Genomic DNA, 15,007 nt, shown 5'->3' with positions numbered 1-15,007 from the left:
GACGACCGGTGGATCAGGGCTCAGTCCGACGAGCCCTGATTAACCCTCGGATCACCGGACGATCGGTCTACCGCGGGACCGACCTCGGAGCGGGCGACTGGCCGGCCATCCTCGACGCGGACACGTTCGCCCAGGTGGAAGAACGCCTCAACGACCCGCGACGCCGTACGGCGTTCAACACGTCCGCCCGGCACCTCCTCTCGGGTATCGCCCGGTGCGGTGTCTGCGATGGGCCGATGTACGGCTCCCCCATGAAGTCGCGCGAGCGCCGATGGATGGTCTACCGGTGCCACGACCGCCACGTCATGCGACGGATGGACCTCGTGGACGAGGTGGTCGAGGGCGTCATCGTCGCCCGCCTGGCCCGACCTGACGCTCTCGCGCTCCTCTCCCCCGACGTCGACCTAGACGCCCTCAGGGAGCGAGCGCGGGACCTCAGGGAGCGCCGGGACAACCTCGCCGCGCTCCTGGCCGAGGGGCTGCTATCGGCCGCGTCCGTGCGGGAGCAGGCCGGGAAGATCTCCACGGAGCTCCGGGAGGTCGAAGGACGGATCGATGGCGCCACGGGCGACAACCCCGCGCTGACCGTCGCCTCATCCGCTGACGCCGCCGCCGCGTGGGAAGCGCTCGCGCTCGAGTCGCGTCGCGCCGTAGTGAAGGCGCTCGTCAGTGTCACAGTGGAGCGGGCCGGGAAGGGCGCGCGGTTCTCGCCCGAACAGGTCCGCATCGAGTGGAAGGTGTGAAGCCGTGAGGGAAATCCGCTTCACCTGCACCGACCGCGGTACGCACGCGAGCCGGGAGATTGCCGTGGTCACACGCCTTTCGGACCGCGATCCAATGGTGTTCCTGCCCACAGACCGCATGCGCCATCTTTCGTCTCGGGAGCGTCGGGGGGGCGGCGTGGTCGAAGCCAAGGCTACGTCGACGACCGAGGGCCGTGGCGAGGAGCTGAGCGACGTTCTTTGGCACATGAAGTGCCCCACATGTGGGCTGCACATTCAGTGGAAGGACGACCGCGCAGTAGCCATCGTCGACCGACTGCTGGCCACAAATGCCGACACGCCCGGCGCGCCTATTGATCTAAGCGCCCTACCTGCTAACCTTCGTTAGGTAAAACCAGTCGGTCGTGGTCGGCTTCACGCACCACGGGCAGACCGCCTCTCCGGGCGGTGTAGTTCTCCTGCCCGGAGGTGCCCGACGTGGCAACCGACACCTGGACCCATCACCGCGCGAAGGTCGCCGCGCTCTCCCGCGACCGATCCCCCGATGACCCGGCGCTGACCTCAGCGCGTCAGAGCCTCAAGGCCGCGCGCCTTGAGGACTACATCCGCCGCACAGTCGACGCCGCTCCCCCGCTCACACCCGAGCAGCGCGACCGCCTCGCGCTGCTCCTTAGGGGTGGCGGTGAGGCGGTTGCTTGAGCCCAGACACGCCGCCGGCCCCGGAGGGGCATCCGAGGCCGGGAACGAGATCAAGGCTGGCGGGCCGATCACTTCAAGTATCCCGCACGTCCCTGCGGATCGGGTAGCGCTCGATCTGGCAGCGATGACACCCGCCGAGCGGGCCGCGTGGATGTCCGGCTTTGAGTCCGGATACGCCGACCGGATGGAACGCGAGCACCGCACCTACGCCCAGGCCGTCGAGGACATCGCCCGCGACTACGTGCGCATGGTTGCCCTCAACGAGGAGCTCGACGAGGTGCTGCGGGACGCCGTGAGCCACCCGACGTTCGACGAGCTCTGCGACCGCCGCGGGCAGCACGAGCGAGCCGCTGCCGCCCGCCGGCTGTGGCGAGAGCGCGGGGTGAGCGCATGAGCGACTACCTCGCCGTCGAAGATCCCCCGTTCGACCCGTGGCCCGTCGGTTCAACCGGTTCCGTCGGTTCCGTCGGTTCCGATCCGGGGGTGCTGAACCGGGTCCGAGAGTGGCTGGGCCGGTTCATCCTCACCGTCGATGACGCCGACCTCGACCTCCTGACCCTGTGGGCCGCGCATACGCACCTCTGCGACGTCCTCTACACAACGCCCCGCCTGGTCCTCGACAGCCCCGTCCCGGGCGCCGGGAAGACGACGACGTGCGAGCACCTACAGAGGCTGTGCCGGCGCCCTCTACAGGCCGCCTCACTGTCCTCCCCGGCGATGCTGGCCCGTCTGCTCGACAAGGAGCTGCGGACCATCCTCATCGACGAGGTGGATAGGAACCTCGACCCGAAGCGGCCCGGGGTCGAAGACCTCATCGCCATCATCAATGCCGGATACAAGCGAGGGGCGACCCGGCCGGTTCTTGTGCCGGGGCCGAAAGGCGATTGGGACGTCAAGGAAATGCCGACGTTCTCGCCTGTCGTCCTCGCCGGCAACGCGCCGAACCTGCCGGAGGACACCCGCAGCCGGACGATTCGCGTGCTGCTCCTCCCCGACCTCGAGGGACGGGTGGAGACAAGCGATTGGGAGGAGATCGAGGCGGATGCAATGGACCTCGGGGAAGCGCTCTCCCAGTGGGCAGATGAAACCCGCGAGACCGTCCGCGCCACCCGTCCTGAGCTCCCCCCGGGGTGCGTAGGGCGCACTAAGGAACGGTGGAACCCGCTCAGGAGGGTCGCAGAGGCCGCAGGAGGCCACTGGCCCGACGTGGCCGACGACCTGATCCGGCGCGACCTCATCGCCGCGCAGATGGACCGTGAGGACGGGATGGTCACCAGCCCGCCCGCGGTCACCCTGCTGAGAGACATCGCGGAGCTGTGGCCCGAGGCAACCGCATTCGTCCCAACCGCGGCGCTCGTGGCCGATCTCGTGATGCGCCACCCGCGCATGTGGGGACCGGAGTCCGCCTACGGCAAGGCCCTCACCGCGCAGCGCATGGGCCGGATGCTCGCGCAGGGCTTCAAGGTCCACTCGGGCCGACAGGGCGACGGACCCCGTGGGTACTACCGGCAGGCCCTCTCGCCGGTCTGGCGACGCATGGGCATCACCCCTCCCGATGAACCGACGGAACTGACGAAACCGGCCGAACCGACGGCGGGGGGTGCGTGGTGACCGCCACCCGCGCCGAGGCCCGCGCCGAGCTCGTGGCCCACCTCGAGCGCTTGGGGGACGCCGGCCACCCGGCCGTCTGCCACACCGTCCCTGTGACCGAGCGGGCCGCCTGGACCTCCGACGACCCCGCGGAGCAGCGCGTGGCCGCGGATCTCTGCCGGCCCTGTCCAGCCCTCACCGCCTGCCGCGACTACGGGCGGGCATACCCGAAAGAGCGCGGCGTGTATGGCGCCGAGACCGAGACCGACCGGAGGCGCAAGCCGTGACCACCACCGACAGCACCACCACGATCCACCGCCCACGGTGCACACGACCCGGGTGGACCGCTGAACCCTCCCGCAGCGTCTACGGGCTCCTCATCGCCCGCTGCGACGACTGCGGGGCCGTCGAACTCAGAAAGGCCGACAAGTGAACGCCTGCACCGACTGCGGCAAGCCGACCAAGTACCCCCGAGACACCCACTGCGGCGGCTGCTACGCCCGCCAGAACGCCGGGCCACAGCTGCTCGCCATCCCGACCACCACGGACATCCCCGCCCTCCTCGCACTCGCGGCGCGGATGGGAGTCCGCGTCTGGCGCACCGCGCCCGGGGAAGTACCTCAGCCAGTCACCACCCACACCGCCCAGGAGAGCCACCGATGAGCAACTTCGCCCGCCCCATCACCATCCCGCAGAACCAGCTTCAGCGGATCGACGCCGCCTACCGCCTCGCCGGCGTTCCCGTGCCGACCCGGGCCGTGGGCATCGTGGACCTGATCGGAGCCGAGCCGACCGCCGACGAGGTGGCCGCGAGCCTCGCCGCCGAAGCGATCACCAACCCCGACCCGGCCGCCTTCTACGCCGAAGCGCTCGAGCGCATCGCACGGGCACAGGCCGGCGACGCCCTCAAGGCCGCGTTCGGCAAGGCGATGGACGGCGCCACCCGCGAAGCCATGCCGGACCTGCTGCACCGCACCGCCACCGACCTGCGACCCGCGTTCGACAAGCTCGCCAAGACCCTCACCCGGGCCGCCAAGTCCCTGCCCGCCGTCAACCCACTGGACGTGGACGCCGCAGTCGAGGGCGGGCACGCCGCGCACCTCAAGGCCGCACGGGACGCCCTGACCCTGCTAGGCACCTACGCCGCCATCTACGTGCAGGACCCCCCGGTCGACATCCCCGCGGCGCTCGTCACGCTGCTCCCGCTCGTCGACCTCCCCGAGACCATCGTCGAGGCGCTGGACGGGGACCGGCTCGGGAGGGTCACCGTCACCCCCGACGCCACCCTCAGCCCCACCCTGACGGTGCGCCGGGTGGCACAGGACGCAGCCGAGGACATCGACGCCACGCTCGTCGGCATCGCACGCGGGGACTACGACGGTGTGAGCCTCAGCCTCGCCACACCCGCCGAGCTCAGGCAGCGCACCGCACGCGCACGCGACGCGTACCGCACACGAGGCGCGAGCCGCGACGAGGTTCGCGTGATGACGAGCACCGATCGCGGCTGGACGCTCCTGTGAGCCGCCACCAGAGGCGAGAAGGGGGTGGGGCGGCACCTCTATTGACCATGAAGGCTGCACCGCAGGTGAGGAGAGGCGCAGGTTTTCCAACCGGTTGGCCTCAACGAGGGAGCGCGTGATGCCTGGTCCGATGTCCAATCCCGGCAAGCCGAACAGTCGGCGTCACCGCAGCCCAGGGGCACGATCGGGCCTGATCGAGCTGCCCGCGGAAGGGTGCTCGCTGCCCGTTCCGAAGATGCCGAAAACCCGCGATTGGAGCGCGGAAGAGCGCGCATTGTGGCGGAATCTGTGGAAGTCACCGCAGGCGAACGAATGGGACGACTCCTACATCCCCGCTGTGGCCGCGTACATCTGTCACGCGGTCGCGGTCTATGACGGCAGCGCGTCGGCGTGGCAGGCGCAGGAGATGCGCCACCTCGGGGGGCAGCTCGGGCTGACGCCGGCCGGGATGCTCGCCCTCGGGTGGGTGGTCCGCCATGAGTGACCGGCGCCTTGCTCGCGGAGGGCAGACAGCGACCGCCGCACGGCGCGACGGGATGCCCCCGGCCCTGCGGGACCGCCTGGACCCCGTGTGGGCGGATCACGCCGCCGTCTCAGAGCTGGTGGCGGCCTACGGACTGACGTTGAGCCTGCGGGGTGCGTCGCTGCTAAGGGCGGCCCCACCTTGGGCGCGTTTCGACTCCTTCCGAAAGGCGTGGTGTCAGGCAAACGGGCTCATGAGTGACCAATGGCCCGACCGAATCGACCAGCGGCGCGCCCGCGCCGCGGGTGTGGACCTGTCGGGCTCCGCCCGCTACAGGCTGACGGAAAAGGGGTAAACCAGAATGTCGGATCGAAAACTGGTAGAAAACATTGGGGCTGCGGTTAATTCTAGGTCGCTGGTCAGCGCCTGGTTGTATGACAGCGACTCGGGCTACCCCGATCGGTACGTGTATCGGAATGAGTGGCTGGCGGCCTTTCGCAACTACGGCTTCACGGTAGACAACGAGCCCACGGAGCCGCTTTCGTCTCCGCTCCTCCTGCACCGGGGCGCCTCGGAGTCGTGCCGTGACGGCATCGGGTGGAGCGACAGCCTTACCGTGGCCGGCTTCGTCGCCTTCCTCGGCGCTGAGCACACGTACCGCGAGCCTGGGTCGGTCTGGTCCGCGGAGGTGCCGCCCGAGAACGTCCTTGCGGTGATCCACCATGCCGCCCGGTTCCCCGTCGGGGGGTTCACCGAGTACGTGGTCGACCCGACGTCGGCAGATATCCGCCGTGCCGAGCCGCAGGTGCAGGAGGCCTGTCGACGGCAGGTGACCCGGTACGTGGAGCTGGCCGGCGCGCTCAGGGCGGTGGCCGGGTGACGCCGGGGACGCTCGAGAGCGGCCTCGCCAAGGCGGTACAGGCTCGCAAGCTCGCCGGCGTGTGGGCCAACGCCACGTTGCCCCTGTTCCCGGACCGCTACGCCGAGCGGGCCGAGTGGCTGCGCGCGTTCCGCGAGTACGGGTACACCGTCAACGACACGCCAGCGGGTCGGCCTGCACCCGCTTCGTGCCTTCTGTTCCGCGGCTCTCCTGAGGACACCCGCGACGGCCTGTCGTGGACCCCAGTGCCCGCCGCCGCTGCCGTCTCGGCGTTCGCACCTTGGCACGTCTCGATACGACGAAGGGCGGGGCGGTTGTGGGTGGCTCGGGTCCACAGCGACGCCATCCTCGCCGTGATCACGCACACGGCTCCGGTGATCGGGGACTGGATCGAGGCTGTCGTCGACACCGCAGACCTGGCGATTGAGCCGGTGGCCGAGGACCTGGACGAGACATGCCGCACGTTCGTGCGGGACTACCTGCGCGGACCCGTTCGAGCCTCGGCCGCTCGAGCGTTCGGCCTGGAACCGGGCGGCTCGTTCGCCTTGACGGAGCGGTGACTTCCCTGGCGTCCGGGTTGCTTAGACGTGCCCCGGCTGCGGCATCGCCGCTAGCCTGCGACCCGTGCCCCCTGCCGAGAATCCGATCCTGGCGATCGCGGCCTGGCTCGGGGCCCTCACGGACCGGCTCCGATGGTTGTCTCCCGCTGCGGGTGCGGCAGGCGCAATCGTGGCCGCAGTCCTCTTCGCGGATATCACTGTCGCTCGAGGCGCGGTGGGGTCAGTCGTGCTAGGGCTCGCGGCACTGCCTGAGATCGCGGCGGCTTGGTGGCGACACGAGGAAGAGAAGGCGAACGGCAACGCCGTTGCAGAGGCCCAGGTGCTGCTCGGGCAGGCGCTCACTCCCTTGGCGGACCTCACAGCCAGCTTGGCCCAGGGAGAGGCGAACCCGAACGGGATCTTTGCCAGGGCCTGCCAGCACGCCGCGGCATCATGTCTTGTGCCCTTCCGGGACCGGCTCGACGTGCGCGCTCTGGTGTTCGCCGTCTCGGAGGACCAGCAGTCAATGACCTGCGTGGCGCACTCTGGCCGCCTGCCGAAGTCAGAGGGCTTCCGGCAAGGGACTACGCGGGGAAACAGCGCGTTCAAGGTGCTGTTCGGAGGTGAGCCTGTGCACGTCGACGACATCGCGGAGGAGCGCCTCCGGTCTCCGAGGGCGTGGATGGGCTCAGGAAACGGCTATGACACCTTCATCACCGCACCGATCGCTGTCGGTGAGAAGGGATACGGTCTACTGACGGTTGACGCGCCAGGACCGGGGGCGTTCAGCCGAACGGACGTCCTGCTCGTACAGTTGGTGGCGAGCATGCTCGCAGGACTCTTCGCGGAGTACGCGAACAGACGGAGGGAGGGAGCGGAGTCAGATGGGTAACGTGACGCTAGAGCAACCGAGGCGCCTTGAGGTACCCGAGCTTGACGATCCCGCCGTCCGGAGTCGCGTCTGGGCGGAAGCCGAGAGAGCCGTCCGTGCCGACCAGCGCCGCAGGCTTGCCGAGACACCCCGTCGCTGGCCCGCGCGCCGGGGCCCGGCGCGCGGTGAAGGCCGTTAGGCCGGGGCGCCCTAGCGCTGCTCCGAGATGGCCGACACCCTGCCGAAGGACATCGTCGAGGTTCTTGAGTACCTAGCCGGCATGGCTCGCGGGTACGACAACCACCTCAAGTGGAACGAGGAGGCCAAGCTCAAGGCCGACCTCATGCACAACCGCCGCTACTGGCGAGGCCTCTCGCTTGCCGCGATCCGAGCCAAGTGTCGGCAGCTTGGCATGCGGAGTGAGGACGTGGCGTTGATCCTTGACCTGATCGATCGCGCTCAGCAAGGTCGACGCCTCGTCGCGCAGCGCGGTTATCGCGATTTCAGGTTCCCGCACGACCGGCCGACACCACCTGACGACGATCCACAGCCGTTCGTGACGAGCCTCAAGTGGTGAAGTGAACCAGCCCGGGGGCGGCGCTTCGTCGTCTGCGACCCCGGGTGTGGCGCGTATGTTGTCGTCATGGCTGACGATGAGGTTCCAGGTCCGCTCGGGGTGGTGCTCGTGGCACCTTGACGATGCCGAGTACGTCCAAGCGGTGACGCTTGCGAACGGCACCGCACTCTGTGCGCCCTGCAATCAGACCTTCCGCGCAAATCTTCGCGGTGCGTTCTGACCCGCCACTTCCATCGTCATACCCGCGGGCAGGTCATAGCGTCCGAACCGCTTGACCTTGGTGCCACAGAGACGAGCGCCGCCCTCACCGGTCCGAGGTGAGGGCGGCGCCTTCGTCCCATCCGGGCGGGTCAGCGTTCACGCCACGGACGAGGAAACTCCCGGATGGCCCGCCAGAGGTCATGGGGGGTTCTCGGCGGGCCATCCGTTCGGGACCGGTGAGGACGTTCTCCACACCACTGGGCACTCACCGGTCCGCTGACGAGGAAACTACGGGGAGGCGAGGGAGTCCTAACAGGGACGTTGGTCCCCCTCCGTCTCTCAGTGGCGTTGCGGCTTCCAGACGAGGAGGTGTGCAGCGGCGGCGTCCCGGCAGGCGCCGCTCATGCCGGCCCGGACGAGCAAGAGGCGGTGTGACGCCACGTAGACGAGCGGATCCCGCAGGTCGGGGACCTCGACGAGCTGCATCCCGAACCGACGAGCCGTCGAAGCCAGCTCGTCGTCACCATCCGTCTCGGCTACCCGCGCCGCCAGGTTCTCCCCCTCGCGCCAGTCCTCACCGCCGAACACCGCCGCGTGGACCGTCATCACGCCGCACGTCCCGCACTTGAGCCGCCGCGTGCGATCGGCGCTACGGACCGCCTGCCGGGAGACCTCACGTCGGGTGCCGCACACGCAGCACAGTGCCGGGATCATCGCGCACCATCCATGAGCCGGGCGGCTGCCTTCGTCAGCGCGGCCGCGACCGCGAGCGCCTCGACCGCGGTCAACTGGAGGTCCAGGTCGCGCGAACCCTCGTAGAGCAGCACGGCGTCCTGGCGCCTTGGGCCGGCCTCCGTGGCGACCTCGAGCTTCTGCGGGTTCCAGCCGCGGTTGATGTCCTCCCACAGCGGCATCCGGCTCAGCGGCACGGCCTCCCACTCAGACCAACAGCGCTGGTCGTCGGCAAGGAATTCGTTCGTGTGGCCGTCGCCGTCGCTGCACCAGGGCCGGCAGACGATGGCCGGCGCGGTCGGGCGGGGGGTGTCGGTGGTGGTCATGGTCTGCCCCTTCGTTGGGATCGGATGCCAGCAAGGGCAACGATGCACGCTTGTCGTGCCGGTCGTCTTCCTCGTGCTGCCGGTGACCGTGCTCTTCGCGGTCTTCCCCGGCCTCGTCGCGCTCCGGCTGGACCTCTGATGCGCCGCGCGGCCTCGTCCGCGGGCACCGACCCTCCTGATCGCCGGGCCCTCTCGCCGGCCCGTCGTCGCAGCACCCCGTCCACCACCGCACCGAGGAGAAGACCGTGCCGCATCCCCACCACCTCCGTCCCGTGACCCGGACGCCGCACGAGGACGACCCGGAACGGGGCGACGTCCCCGGCTGGGTCCTCGTCACCCTCATGACCGCCGGGCTCGTCGTCATGCTGTGGGCCCTCGCCGGCGACGCGCTCGCTGCGGTCTTCGAGCAGGCCATCAGCCGTGTCACGTCGGTCGGGGACTGACGACGCGGGGTCGGCCGTCGTCGGGTTCGTCCTGGTGAGCCTGCTGACGACCGTGGTCTTCCTGGGCGTGCTGCAGGTCGCCCTCGCCCTGCACGTGCGCGCCACCCTCGTCGACTGCGCCGCCGAGGGCGCCCGCTACGGCGCCCTGGCCGACCGCACGCCCGCCGACGGCGCCGCCCGCGCCCGGGAGCTGGTCGCCGCGTCCCTCTCCCCGCGGTTCGCCGAGCAGGTCGAGGGCTCGCGGGCGGTCCTCGGCGGCCTGGACGTGGTCCGGGTGGAGATCGTGGCGCCGCTGCCCGTGCTCGGCCTGCTCGGTCCGGGCGGCGTCGTGGAGGTCGACGGGCACGCGTTGGCCGAGGCGCCATGAGCGCGACCGCAGTGCGCCCGCGCGGGCGGTTCCGCACCGGGCTCGGCGCCCGGCTCGGTGCGCCGGCCGACGCCGGCAGCGCCGTCGTCGAGTTCCTCGGCGCCACCGTCGTGCTCCTCGTCCCGCTGGTCTACCTCGTCGTCGTGCTCGCCGCCGTGCAGGCCGCGACCTTCGCCGTCGAGGGCGCCGCGCGCGAGGCGGCGCGCGCGGTGGTGACGGCGGGGCCGACCGACGCCGGCGCCAGGGCGACCGCCGCGGTGGCGATCGCCCTGGGCGACCAGGGCCTGGACCCCGACCTGGCGGCGCAGGCGCTGGCGGTCCGGTGCGAGCCGGACTGCACGAGCCCGGGGACCACCGTCACGGTCGAGGTCGCGCTCGCCGTGCCGCTGCCGGGGGTGCCGGGGTTCGTGCGCGACGTCGTCCCCCTCGCCGTCCCGGTCAGCGCGACCGTCACCGCCCCGGTCGACGACCACCGGAGCCGCTCGTGAGGCGGGACGAGCCGGGCCCGGGCCGCGCAGGGGGCCGGCTGCGCGCCGCCGCCCTGCAGATGACCCGTCGGCACGGCGCCGACGACGGTCAGGTCATGCTGCTGAGCCTCTGCTACGCCGTGATCGCCCTGCTGCTCGTCACCGTCGTCGTCTCCGCGTCGGGCGTGCACCTCGAGCGCAAGCGCCTGCTCGCCGTCGCCGACCAGGCGGCGCTCGCCGCCGCCGACTCCCTCAGCGAGGACGCCTACTACGGCCGCGGCTCGGGCCCGGAAGCGCCAGGGCGGACCGCCGCCGACGACGGTCTCGTCGTCCTCACCGAGGCGTCGGTGCGCGCCGCCGTCGTCGAGCACCTCGAGGAGTCCCCCGGCGCGGCGCGGCTCACCGGGCTGACCGTGCTGTCGACCAGCACGGACGGGCGCACCGCCGAGGTGACCCTCGGCGCCGTCGCGCGCCCCCCGCTGGTCTCCTGGGTGACCGCGGCCTGGTCGGACGGGATCGCTCTGCGGGCGACGTCCCGCGCCCGGGCGGACTGACGCACGCTGCCTGTCGGGACGCGCGCGCAGCACCGCGCGATACCCTCGACCCTCGTGGCAGCCACCGACTTCCCCGCAGAGATCGCCGCCCTCCGGAGCACCCTCGGGACCATCCGGGCGGTGAGCGACCCCGACCGCCTGCGGGAACGCATCGCCGAGCTGTCGGACCAGGCCTCGGCCCCGGACCTGTGGGACGACACCGACGCCGCCCAGAAGGTCACCTCCGCGCTCTCCCACGCCCAGACCGAGCTCGAGCGCATCGAGACGTTCGACCAGCGCATCGAGGACCTCGAGACGCTCGTCGAGATGGCGCAGGAGGAGGACGACGCGGACACCCTCGCCGATGCCGAGGAGGAGCTGGCCGGGATCAAGAAGGACCTCGGTGCCCTCGAGGTGCGCACGCTCCTGTCGGGCGAGTGGGACGAGCGCGACGCCGTCGTGACCATCCGCTCCGGCGCCGGCGGCGTCGACGCGGCCGACTTCGCCGAGATGCTCCTGCGGATGTACCTGCGCTGGGCCGAGCGCCACGGCTACCCGACCACCGTCATGGACACCTCCTACGCGGAGGAGGCCGGGCTGAAGTCGGCGACCTTCGAGGTCAAGGCGCCCTACGCGTTCGGCACCCTGTCCGTCGAGGCGGGCACGCACCGTCTCGTGCGGATCTCGCCGTTCGACAACCAGGGGCGGCGGCAGACGTCCTTCGCCGCCGTCGAGGTCGTGCCGCTCATCGAGGGCACCGACCACATCGACATCCCCGAGAACGAGATCAAGGTCGACGTCTTCCGCTCCTCCGGGCCGGGCGGCCAGTCCGTCAACACGACGGACTCGGCCGTGCGTCTGACCCACATCCCGACCGGCACCGTCGTGTCGATGCAGAACGAGAAGTCCCAGATCCAGAACCGCGCCGCGGCGCTGCGCGTCCTGCAGTCCCGACTGCTGCTGCTGCAGAAGGAGGCGGAGGCGGCCCAGAAGAAGGAGCTGGCGGGCGACGTGAAGGCCAGCTGGGGCGACCAGATGCGCTCCTACGTCCTGCAGCCCTACCAGATGGTCAAGGACCTGCGCACCGAGCACGAGGTGGGCAACCCCTCGGCGGTGTTCGACGGCGACATCGACGGCTTCATCGAGGCCGGCATCCGGTGGCGGCGCAACCAGGCGCAGCAGTCCTGAGGACGGCTCGACCCGCTCGGGCCCCCGCGGTCCGCGGCGAGGGTCAGGTCGACCTGCCCGGCGTGTCACGGGCGGGTCCGCGCCGGGTGTCTGCCTACTCTCGAAACGGTCTGATGGGGCACGTGCGCGCGCTGGTGCGCCCGGTGCCCCCCCGGACCTGCCCTGCCCCCGACGACTGGCTCCCACCCGTGATCCGTTTCGAGAACGTCTCCAAGGTCTACGCGCGCGGCGCCCGGCCCGCGCTGGACGACGTCGATCTCGAGGTCGAGCGCGGCGAGTTCGTGTTCCTCGTCGGTGCCTCCGGGTCCGGCAAGTCGACCTTCCTGCGTCTGGTCCTGCGCGAGGAGCGCCCCACGGCGGGCCGCGTCTTCGTCGCCGGCAAGGACCTCTCGACGCTCTCGACGTGGAAGGTGCCGCACCTGCGTCGCCAGATCGGCGCCGTCTTCCAGGACTTCCGCCTCCTGCCCAACAAGACCGTCTTCGAGAACGTCGCCTTCGCCCTGCAGGTGATCGGCAAGCCCAAGCACCACATCCTCACGACGGTCCCGGACACCCTCGAGCTCGTGGGACTCGGCGGCAAGGAGAAGCGCCGCCCGCACGAGCTGTCCGGCGGTGAGCAGCAGCGCGTGGCGATCGCGCGCGCCTTCGTCAACCGACCCCCGATCCTGCTGGCGGACGAGCCCACCGGGAACCTGGACCCCACGACGTCGGTCGGGATCATGCGCCTGCTGGACCGGATCAACCGGACCGGCACCACGGTGGTCATGGCCACCCATGACGACGAGATCGTCGACCAGATGCGCAAGCGCGTCATCGAGCTCGAGAACGGGCGGATGGTCCGCGACCAGTCCCGCGGCGTCTACGGCTCGGACCGCTGAGGGGGATGCCGTGAGACTGCAGTTCATCCTGTCCGAGCTGGGGATCGGCCTGCGCCGGAACCTCTCGATGACCGTGTCGGTCATCCTCGTGACGTTCGTGTCCCTCACCTTCGTCGGTGCCGCGGGCCTCCTGCAGGTGCAGGTCGACCAGATGAAGGACGACTGGTACGACCGCGTCGAGGTCTCGATCTTCCTGTGCCCCGACCAGTCCGAGCAGCCGACGTGCGCCTCCGGTGAGGCCACCGGCGAGCAGATCGAGGCGATCGGCGCGGAGCTCGCGGGCGAGGCCCTCGAGCCGTACGTCCAGGACGTCTTCTTCGAGTCCAAGGACGACGCGTACGCGGCGTTCCAGGAGCGCTTCGCGGACGAGTGGTGGGCCGAGGGCGTCACCGCCGACCAGCTCCAGGCCTCCTACCGGGTCGCCCTCGTCGACCCGGAGCAGTACCAGGTGATCTCGGACGTGTTCACCGGCCGTCAGGGCGTCGAGGTGGTCCGGGACCAGCGGCAGGTCATCGAGCCGCTCATCCTCGTGCTGAACCGCGCGAGCCTGGTCGCCGCCGGCCTCGCCGCGGTCATGCTCCTGTCCGCCGTCCTGCTCATCACCACCACCATCCGGCTGTCCGCGATGAGCCGACGGCGGGAGACCGGGATCATGCGCCTCGTCGGCGCCTCGAACCTCTTCATCCAGCTGCCGTTCATGCTGGAGGGCGCCATCGCGGCGACGATCGGGGCCGCCCTGGCCGTGGCGGGCCTGTGGTTCGGGGTGACCTACCTCGTCCAGGACTGGCTCGCGCAGTCGGTGCAGTTCGTCCCGTACATCGGCACCGACGCGGTCTGGACGATCGCCCCGCTCCTCGTCGGCGTCGCCATCCTCCTCGCGGCCATCTCATCGGTCGTGACGCTCAGCCGATACACGAAGGTGTGAGGCCCATGCCCCGCCCGACGACGAACTCCCCACCGACGACGACGCCCCGCCACGACCGGGGGGCGTCCGCCGGTCTGCGCACGCTGCGACGCGTCGTCGTCGCGCTCCTCGGCGTGGGCCTGCTCGCCACGACCGCGGTGCCCGCCACGGCCGACGACCTCGAGGACCGGCGCCGCGCGACCGAGGGGCAGCAGCGCGACACCCAGGGCGCCCTGGAAGGGCTGCACGCCGACCTCGAGGACACCGACGCCGAGCTCCTCCAGGCGCAGCAGGAGCTCCAGGACATCCAGGCACGGATCCCCGGCGCCCGGGCGGAGCTCGCCTCCGCGGAGGCGCTCCTCGCGCAGCTGCAGCTCGAGGCGGAGCTCATCGCCGAGCGGCTCACCGTGGCCCAGGAGCAGGAGAGCACGATCACGGGTCAGATCGACGCGGACGCCGACCGTGCCGGCGACATCCGCGTCGCCATCGGGCAGATGGCCCGCGACGCCTACAAGGGCGACATGGCGGCGTCGGCGCTCTCCGCCGTGCTCGACGCCCGCACCACGGACGAGTTCGTCCAGCAGTCCGAGCTGGCGTCGACGGCCCTGCGCGCGCAGACCCAGGCGCTGCGCGACCTCGAGCAGATCAACGGCGTCAACCGCAACCGCCAGGCACGCCTCACCGCGGTGCGCGAGCAGATCGTCCAGCTCAAGGCGGAGGCGGACGCCAAGGTCGTCGAGGCCGAGGCCGCACGGGCCCAGGCGGAGGCGCGCAAGGTGGAGCTCGAGCGCCTGCAGGAGCAGGAGACCGAGCGGATCGCGACGATCGAGTCCAAGCGCGCCGAGCAGCTCGCCCGGCGGGCCGAGCTCGAGCAGCAGCGGGCCCAGCTCGAGACGGAGCTGCAGGAGATCATCGCGGCGCAGGAGGCGGAGCGGCAGCGCATCATCGCCGAGCAGCGCGCGCGGGAGGAGGCCGAGCGGCGTGCCCGCGAGGAGGCCGACCGGCGTGCGCGGGAGGAGGCCGACCGGCGTGCGCGCGAGGAGGCCGAGCGCCGCGCGCGCGAGGAGGCGGCGAGCCGGAACAACTCCTCCGGCGGTGGTGGTGGCG

At 70.9% G+C, this 15,007-nt stretch carries 24 protein-coding genes; 22 read left to right on the top strand and 2 right to left on the bottom strand.

Going from position 1 to position 15,007, the window contains the following annotated elements; all coding sequences use genetic code 11:
• From N866_RS11020 to N866_RS10960, 13 genes are all read left to right on the top strand, one after another.
• The coding region (locus tag N866_RS11020) for a recombinase zinc ribbon domain-containing protein (RefSeq protein WP_216699435.1) at window positions 1–743 on the top strand (743 nt) is incomplete at its 5' end.
• 456 nt (window positions 744–1,199) lie between these two features.
• Window positions 1,200–1,421: a hypothetical protein gene (locus N866_RS11015; RefSeq protein ID WP_034226320.1), complete on the top strand. Its 222-nt coding sequence runs from the start codon at window positions 1,200–1,202 to the stop codon at window positions 1,419–1,421.
• Between the two features lie 184 nt (window positions 1,422–1,605).
• Complete coding sequence (locus N866_RS11010; RefSeq protein ID WP_155855313.1) at window positions 1,606–1,815, top strand: hypothetical protein; 210 nt, start codon at window positions 1,606–1,608, stop codon at window positions 1,813–1,815.
• Entirely contained in the window at window positions 1,812–3,032 is a 1,221-nt protein-coding gene (locus N866_RS11005) for a DUF3631 domain-containing protein (protein WP_155855312.1), read from the top strand. The genes N866_RS11010 and N866_RS11005 overlap by 4 nt, the downstream gene beginning before the upstream one ends.
• Entirely contained in the window at window positions 3,029–3,298 is a 270-nt protein-coding gene (locus N866_RS11000) for a WhiB family transcriptional regulator (protein WP_162177312.1), read from the top strand. The genes N866_RS11005 and N866_RS11000 overlap by 4 nt, the downstream gene beginning before the upstream one ends.
• Window positions 3,295–3,444, top strand: coding sequence for a hypothetical protein (locus N866_RS20930; protein ID WP_155855311.1), 150 nt, complete (start codon window positions 3,295–3,297; stop codon window positions 3,442–3,444). Before N866_RS11000 ends, N866_RS20930 begins: the two co-directional genes overlap by 4 nt.
• Complete coding sequence (locus N866_RS10995; protein ID WP_034226315.1) at window positions 3,441–3,674, top strand: hypothetical protein; 234 nt, start codon at window positions 3,441–3,443, stop codon at window positions 3,672–3,674. Before N866_RS20930 ends, N866_RS10995 begins: the two co-directional genes overlap by 4 nt.
• Window positions 3,671–4,531, top strand: coding sequence for a hypothetical protein (locus N866_RS10990; RefSeq protein ID WP_034226314.1), 861 nt, complete (start codon window positions 3,671–3,673; stop codon window positions 4,529–4,531). The genes N866_RS10995 and N866_RS10990 overlap by 4 nt, the downstream gene beginning before the upstream one ends.
• A gap of 118 nt (window positions 4,532–4,649) precedes the next feature.
• A complete protein-coding gene (locus N866_RS10985; protein ID WP_216699434.1) occupies window positions 4,650–5,015 on the top strand; it encodes a phage terminase small subunit in 366 nt (121 codons plus the stop codon).
• Between the two features lie 595 nt (window positions 5,016–5,610).
• A complete protein-coding gene (locus N866_RS20925) occupies window positions 5,611–5,874 on the top strand; it encodes a hypothetical protein (RefSeq protein WP_155855310.1) in 264 nt (87 codons plus the stop codon).
• Entirely contained in the window at window positions 5,871–6,434 is a 564-nt protein-coding gene (locus N866_RS10970) for a hypothetical protein (RefSeq protein ID WP_034226310.1), read from the top strand. The genes N866_RS20925 and N866_RS10970 overlap by 4 nt, the downstream gene beginning before the upstream one ends.
• Before the next feature lie 169 nt (window positions 6,435–6,603).
• A complete protein-coding gene (locus N866_RS10965; protein WP_155855309.1) occupies window positions 6,604–7,305 on the top strand; it encodes a GAF domain-containing protein in 702 nt (233 codons plus the stop codon).
• Between the two features lie 205 nt (window positions 7,306–7,510).
• Window positions 7,511–7,861: a hypothetical protein gene (locus N866_RS10960; protein WP_052022923.1), complete on the top strand. Its 351-nt coding sequence runs from the start codon at window positions 7,511–7,513 to the stop codon at window positions 7,859–7,861.
• Between the two features lie 540 nt (window positions 7,862–8,401).
• On the opposite strand, the gene N866_RS10955 is transcribed toward N866_RS10960, so the two are convergent.
• Both N866_RS10955 and N866_RS10950 read right to left on the bottom strand, forming a co-directional pair.
• Window positions 8,402–8,668, bottom strand: coding sequence for a hypothetical protein (locus tag N866_RS10955; RefSeq protein ID WP_155855308.1), 267 nt, complete (start codon window positions 8,666–8,668; stop codon window positions 8,402–8,404).
• 104 nt (window positions 8,669–8,772) lie between these two features.
• Window positions 8,773–9,120, bottom strand: coding sequence for a DUF6907 domain-containing protein (locus N866_RS10950; RefSeq protein WP_034226307.1), 348 nt, complete (start codon window positions 9,118–9,120; stop codon window positions 8,773–8,775).
• Between N866_RS10950 and N866_RS20920 the strand changes: the two genes are divergently transcribed.
• The 9 genes from N866_RS20920 to N866_RS10915 all read left to right on the top strand — a co-directional run.
• The gene (locus N866_RS20920) at window positions 9,119–9,259 is read left to right on the top strand and encodes a hypothetical protein (protein WP_155855307.1); all 141 of its coding nucleotides are present in this window, start codon (window positions 9,119–9,121) and stop codon (window positions 9,257–9,259) included. The two genes, N866_RS10950 and N866_RS20920, sit on opposite strands and share 2 nt — an antisense overlap.
• Window positions 9,260–9,365: 106 nt before the next feature.
• The gene (locus N866_RS19910) at window positions 9,366–9,563 is read left to right on the top strand and encodes a hypothetical protein (RefSeq protein ID WP_052022922.1); all 198 of its coding nucleotides are present in this window, start codon (window positions 9,366–9,368) and stop codon (window positions 9,561–9,563) included.
• On the top strand, window positions 9,541–9,930 hold the full coding sequence (locus tag N866_RS10945; protein WP_034226305.1) for a TadE/TadG family type IV pilus assembly protein: 390 nt from the start codon (window positions 9,541–9,543) through the stop codon (window positions 9,928–9,930). The genes N866_RS19910 and N866_RS10945 overlap by 23 nt, the downstream gene beginning before the upstream one ends.
• Window positions 9,927–10,418, top strand: coding sequence for a hypothetical protein (locus N866_RS10940; RefSeq protein WP_052022921.1), 492 nt, complete (start codon window positions 9,927–9,929; stop codon window positions 10,416–10,418). Before N866_RS10945 ends, N866_RS10940 begins: the two co-directional genes overlap by 4 nt.
• Complete coding sequence (locus N866_RS10935; protein ID WP_245612535.1) at window positions 10,415–10,951, top strand: pilus assembly protein TadG-related protein; 537 nt, start codon at window positions 10,415–10,417, stop codon at window positions 10,949–10,951. Before N866_RS10940 ends, N866_RS10935 begins: the two co-directional genes overlap by 4 nt.
• A gap of 54 nt (window positions 10,952–11,005) precedes the next feature.
• Complete coding sequence (prfB, locus tag N866_RS10930; protein WP_034226303.1) at window positions 11,006–12,118, top strand: peptide chain release factor 2; 1,113 nt, start codon at window positions 11,006–11,008, stop codon at window positions 12,116–12,118.
• A 188-nt stretch (window positions 12,119–12,306) separates the two neighbouring features.
• Window positions 12,307–12,996, top strand: a complete 690-nt coding sequence (ftsE, locus tag N866_RS10925; RefSeq protein WP_034226301.1) for a cell division ATP-binding protein FtsE — start codon at window positions 12,307–12,309, stop codon at window positions 12,994–12,996.
• A 10-nt stretch (window positions 12,997–13,006) separates the two neighbouring features.
• Window positions 13,007–13,921 (top strand): permease-like cell division protein FtsX, encoded by a 915-nt coding sequence (gene ftsX, locus N866_RS10920; RefSeq protein WP_034226299.1) that lies wholly within the window; start codon window positions 13,007–13,009, stop codon window positions 13,919–13,921.
• A 5-nt stretch (window positions 13,922–13,926) separates the two neighbouring features.
• A partial coding sequence (locus N866_RS10915) for a coiled-coil domain-containing protein (RefSeq protein ID WP_052022920.1) occupies window positions 13,927–15,007 on the top strand: 1,081 nt, incomplete at its 3' end.

Origin of the sequence: Actinotalea ferrariae CF5-4 (assembly GCF_000603945.1) — a bacterium.
GTDB classification, from domain to species: domain Bacteria; phylum Actinomycetota; class Actinomycetes; order Actinomycetales; family Cellulomonadaceae; genus Actinotalea; species Actinotalea ferrariae.
The sequence above is the reverse complement of the archived record's forward strand: the minus strand, read 5'-3'. Positions and strand labels throughout refer to the sequence as shown.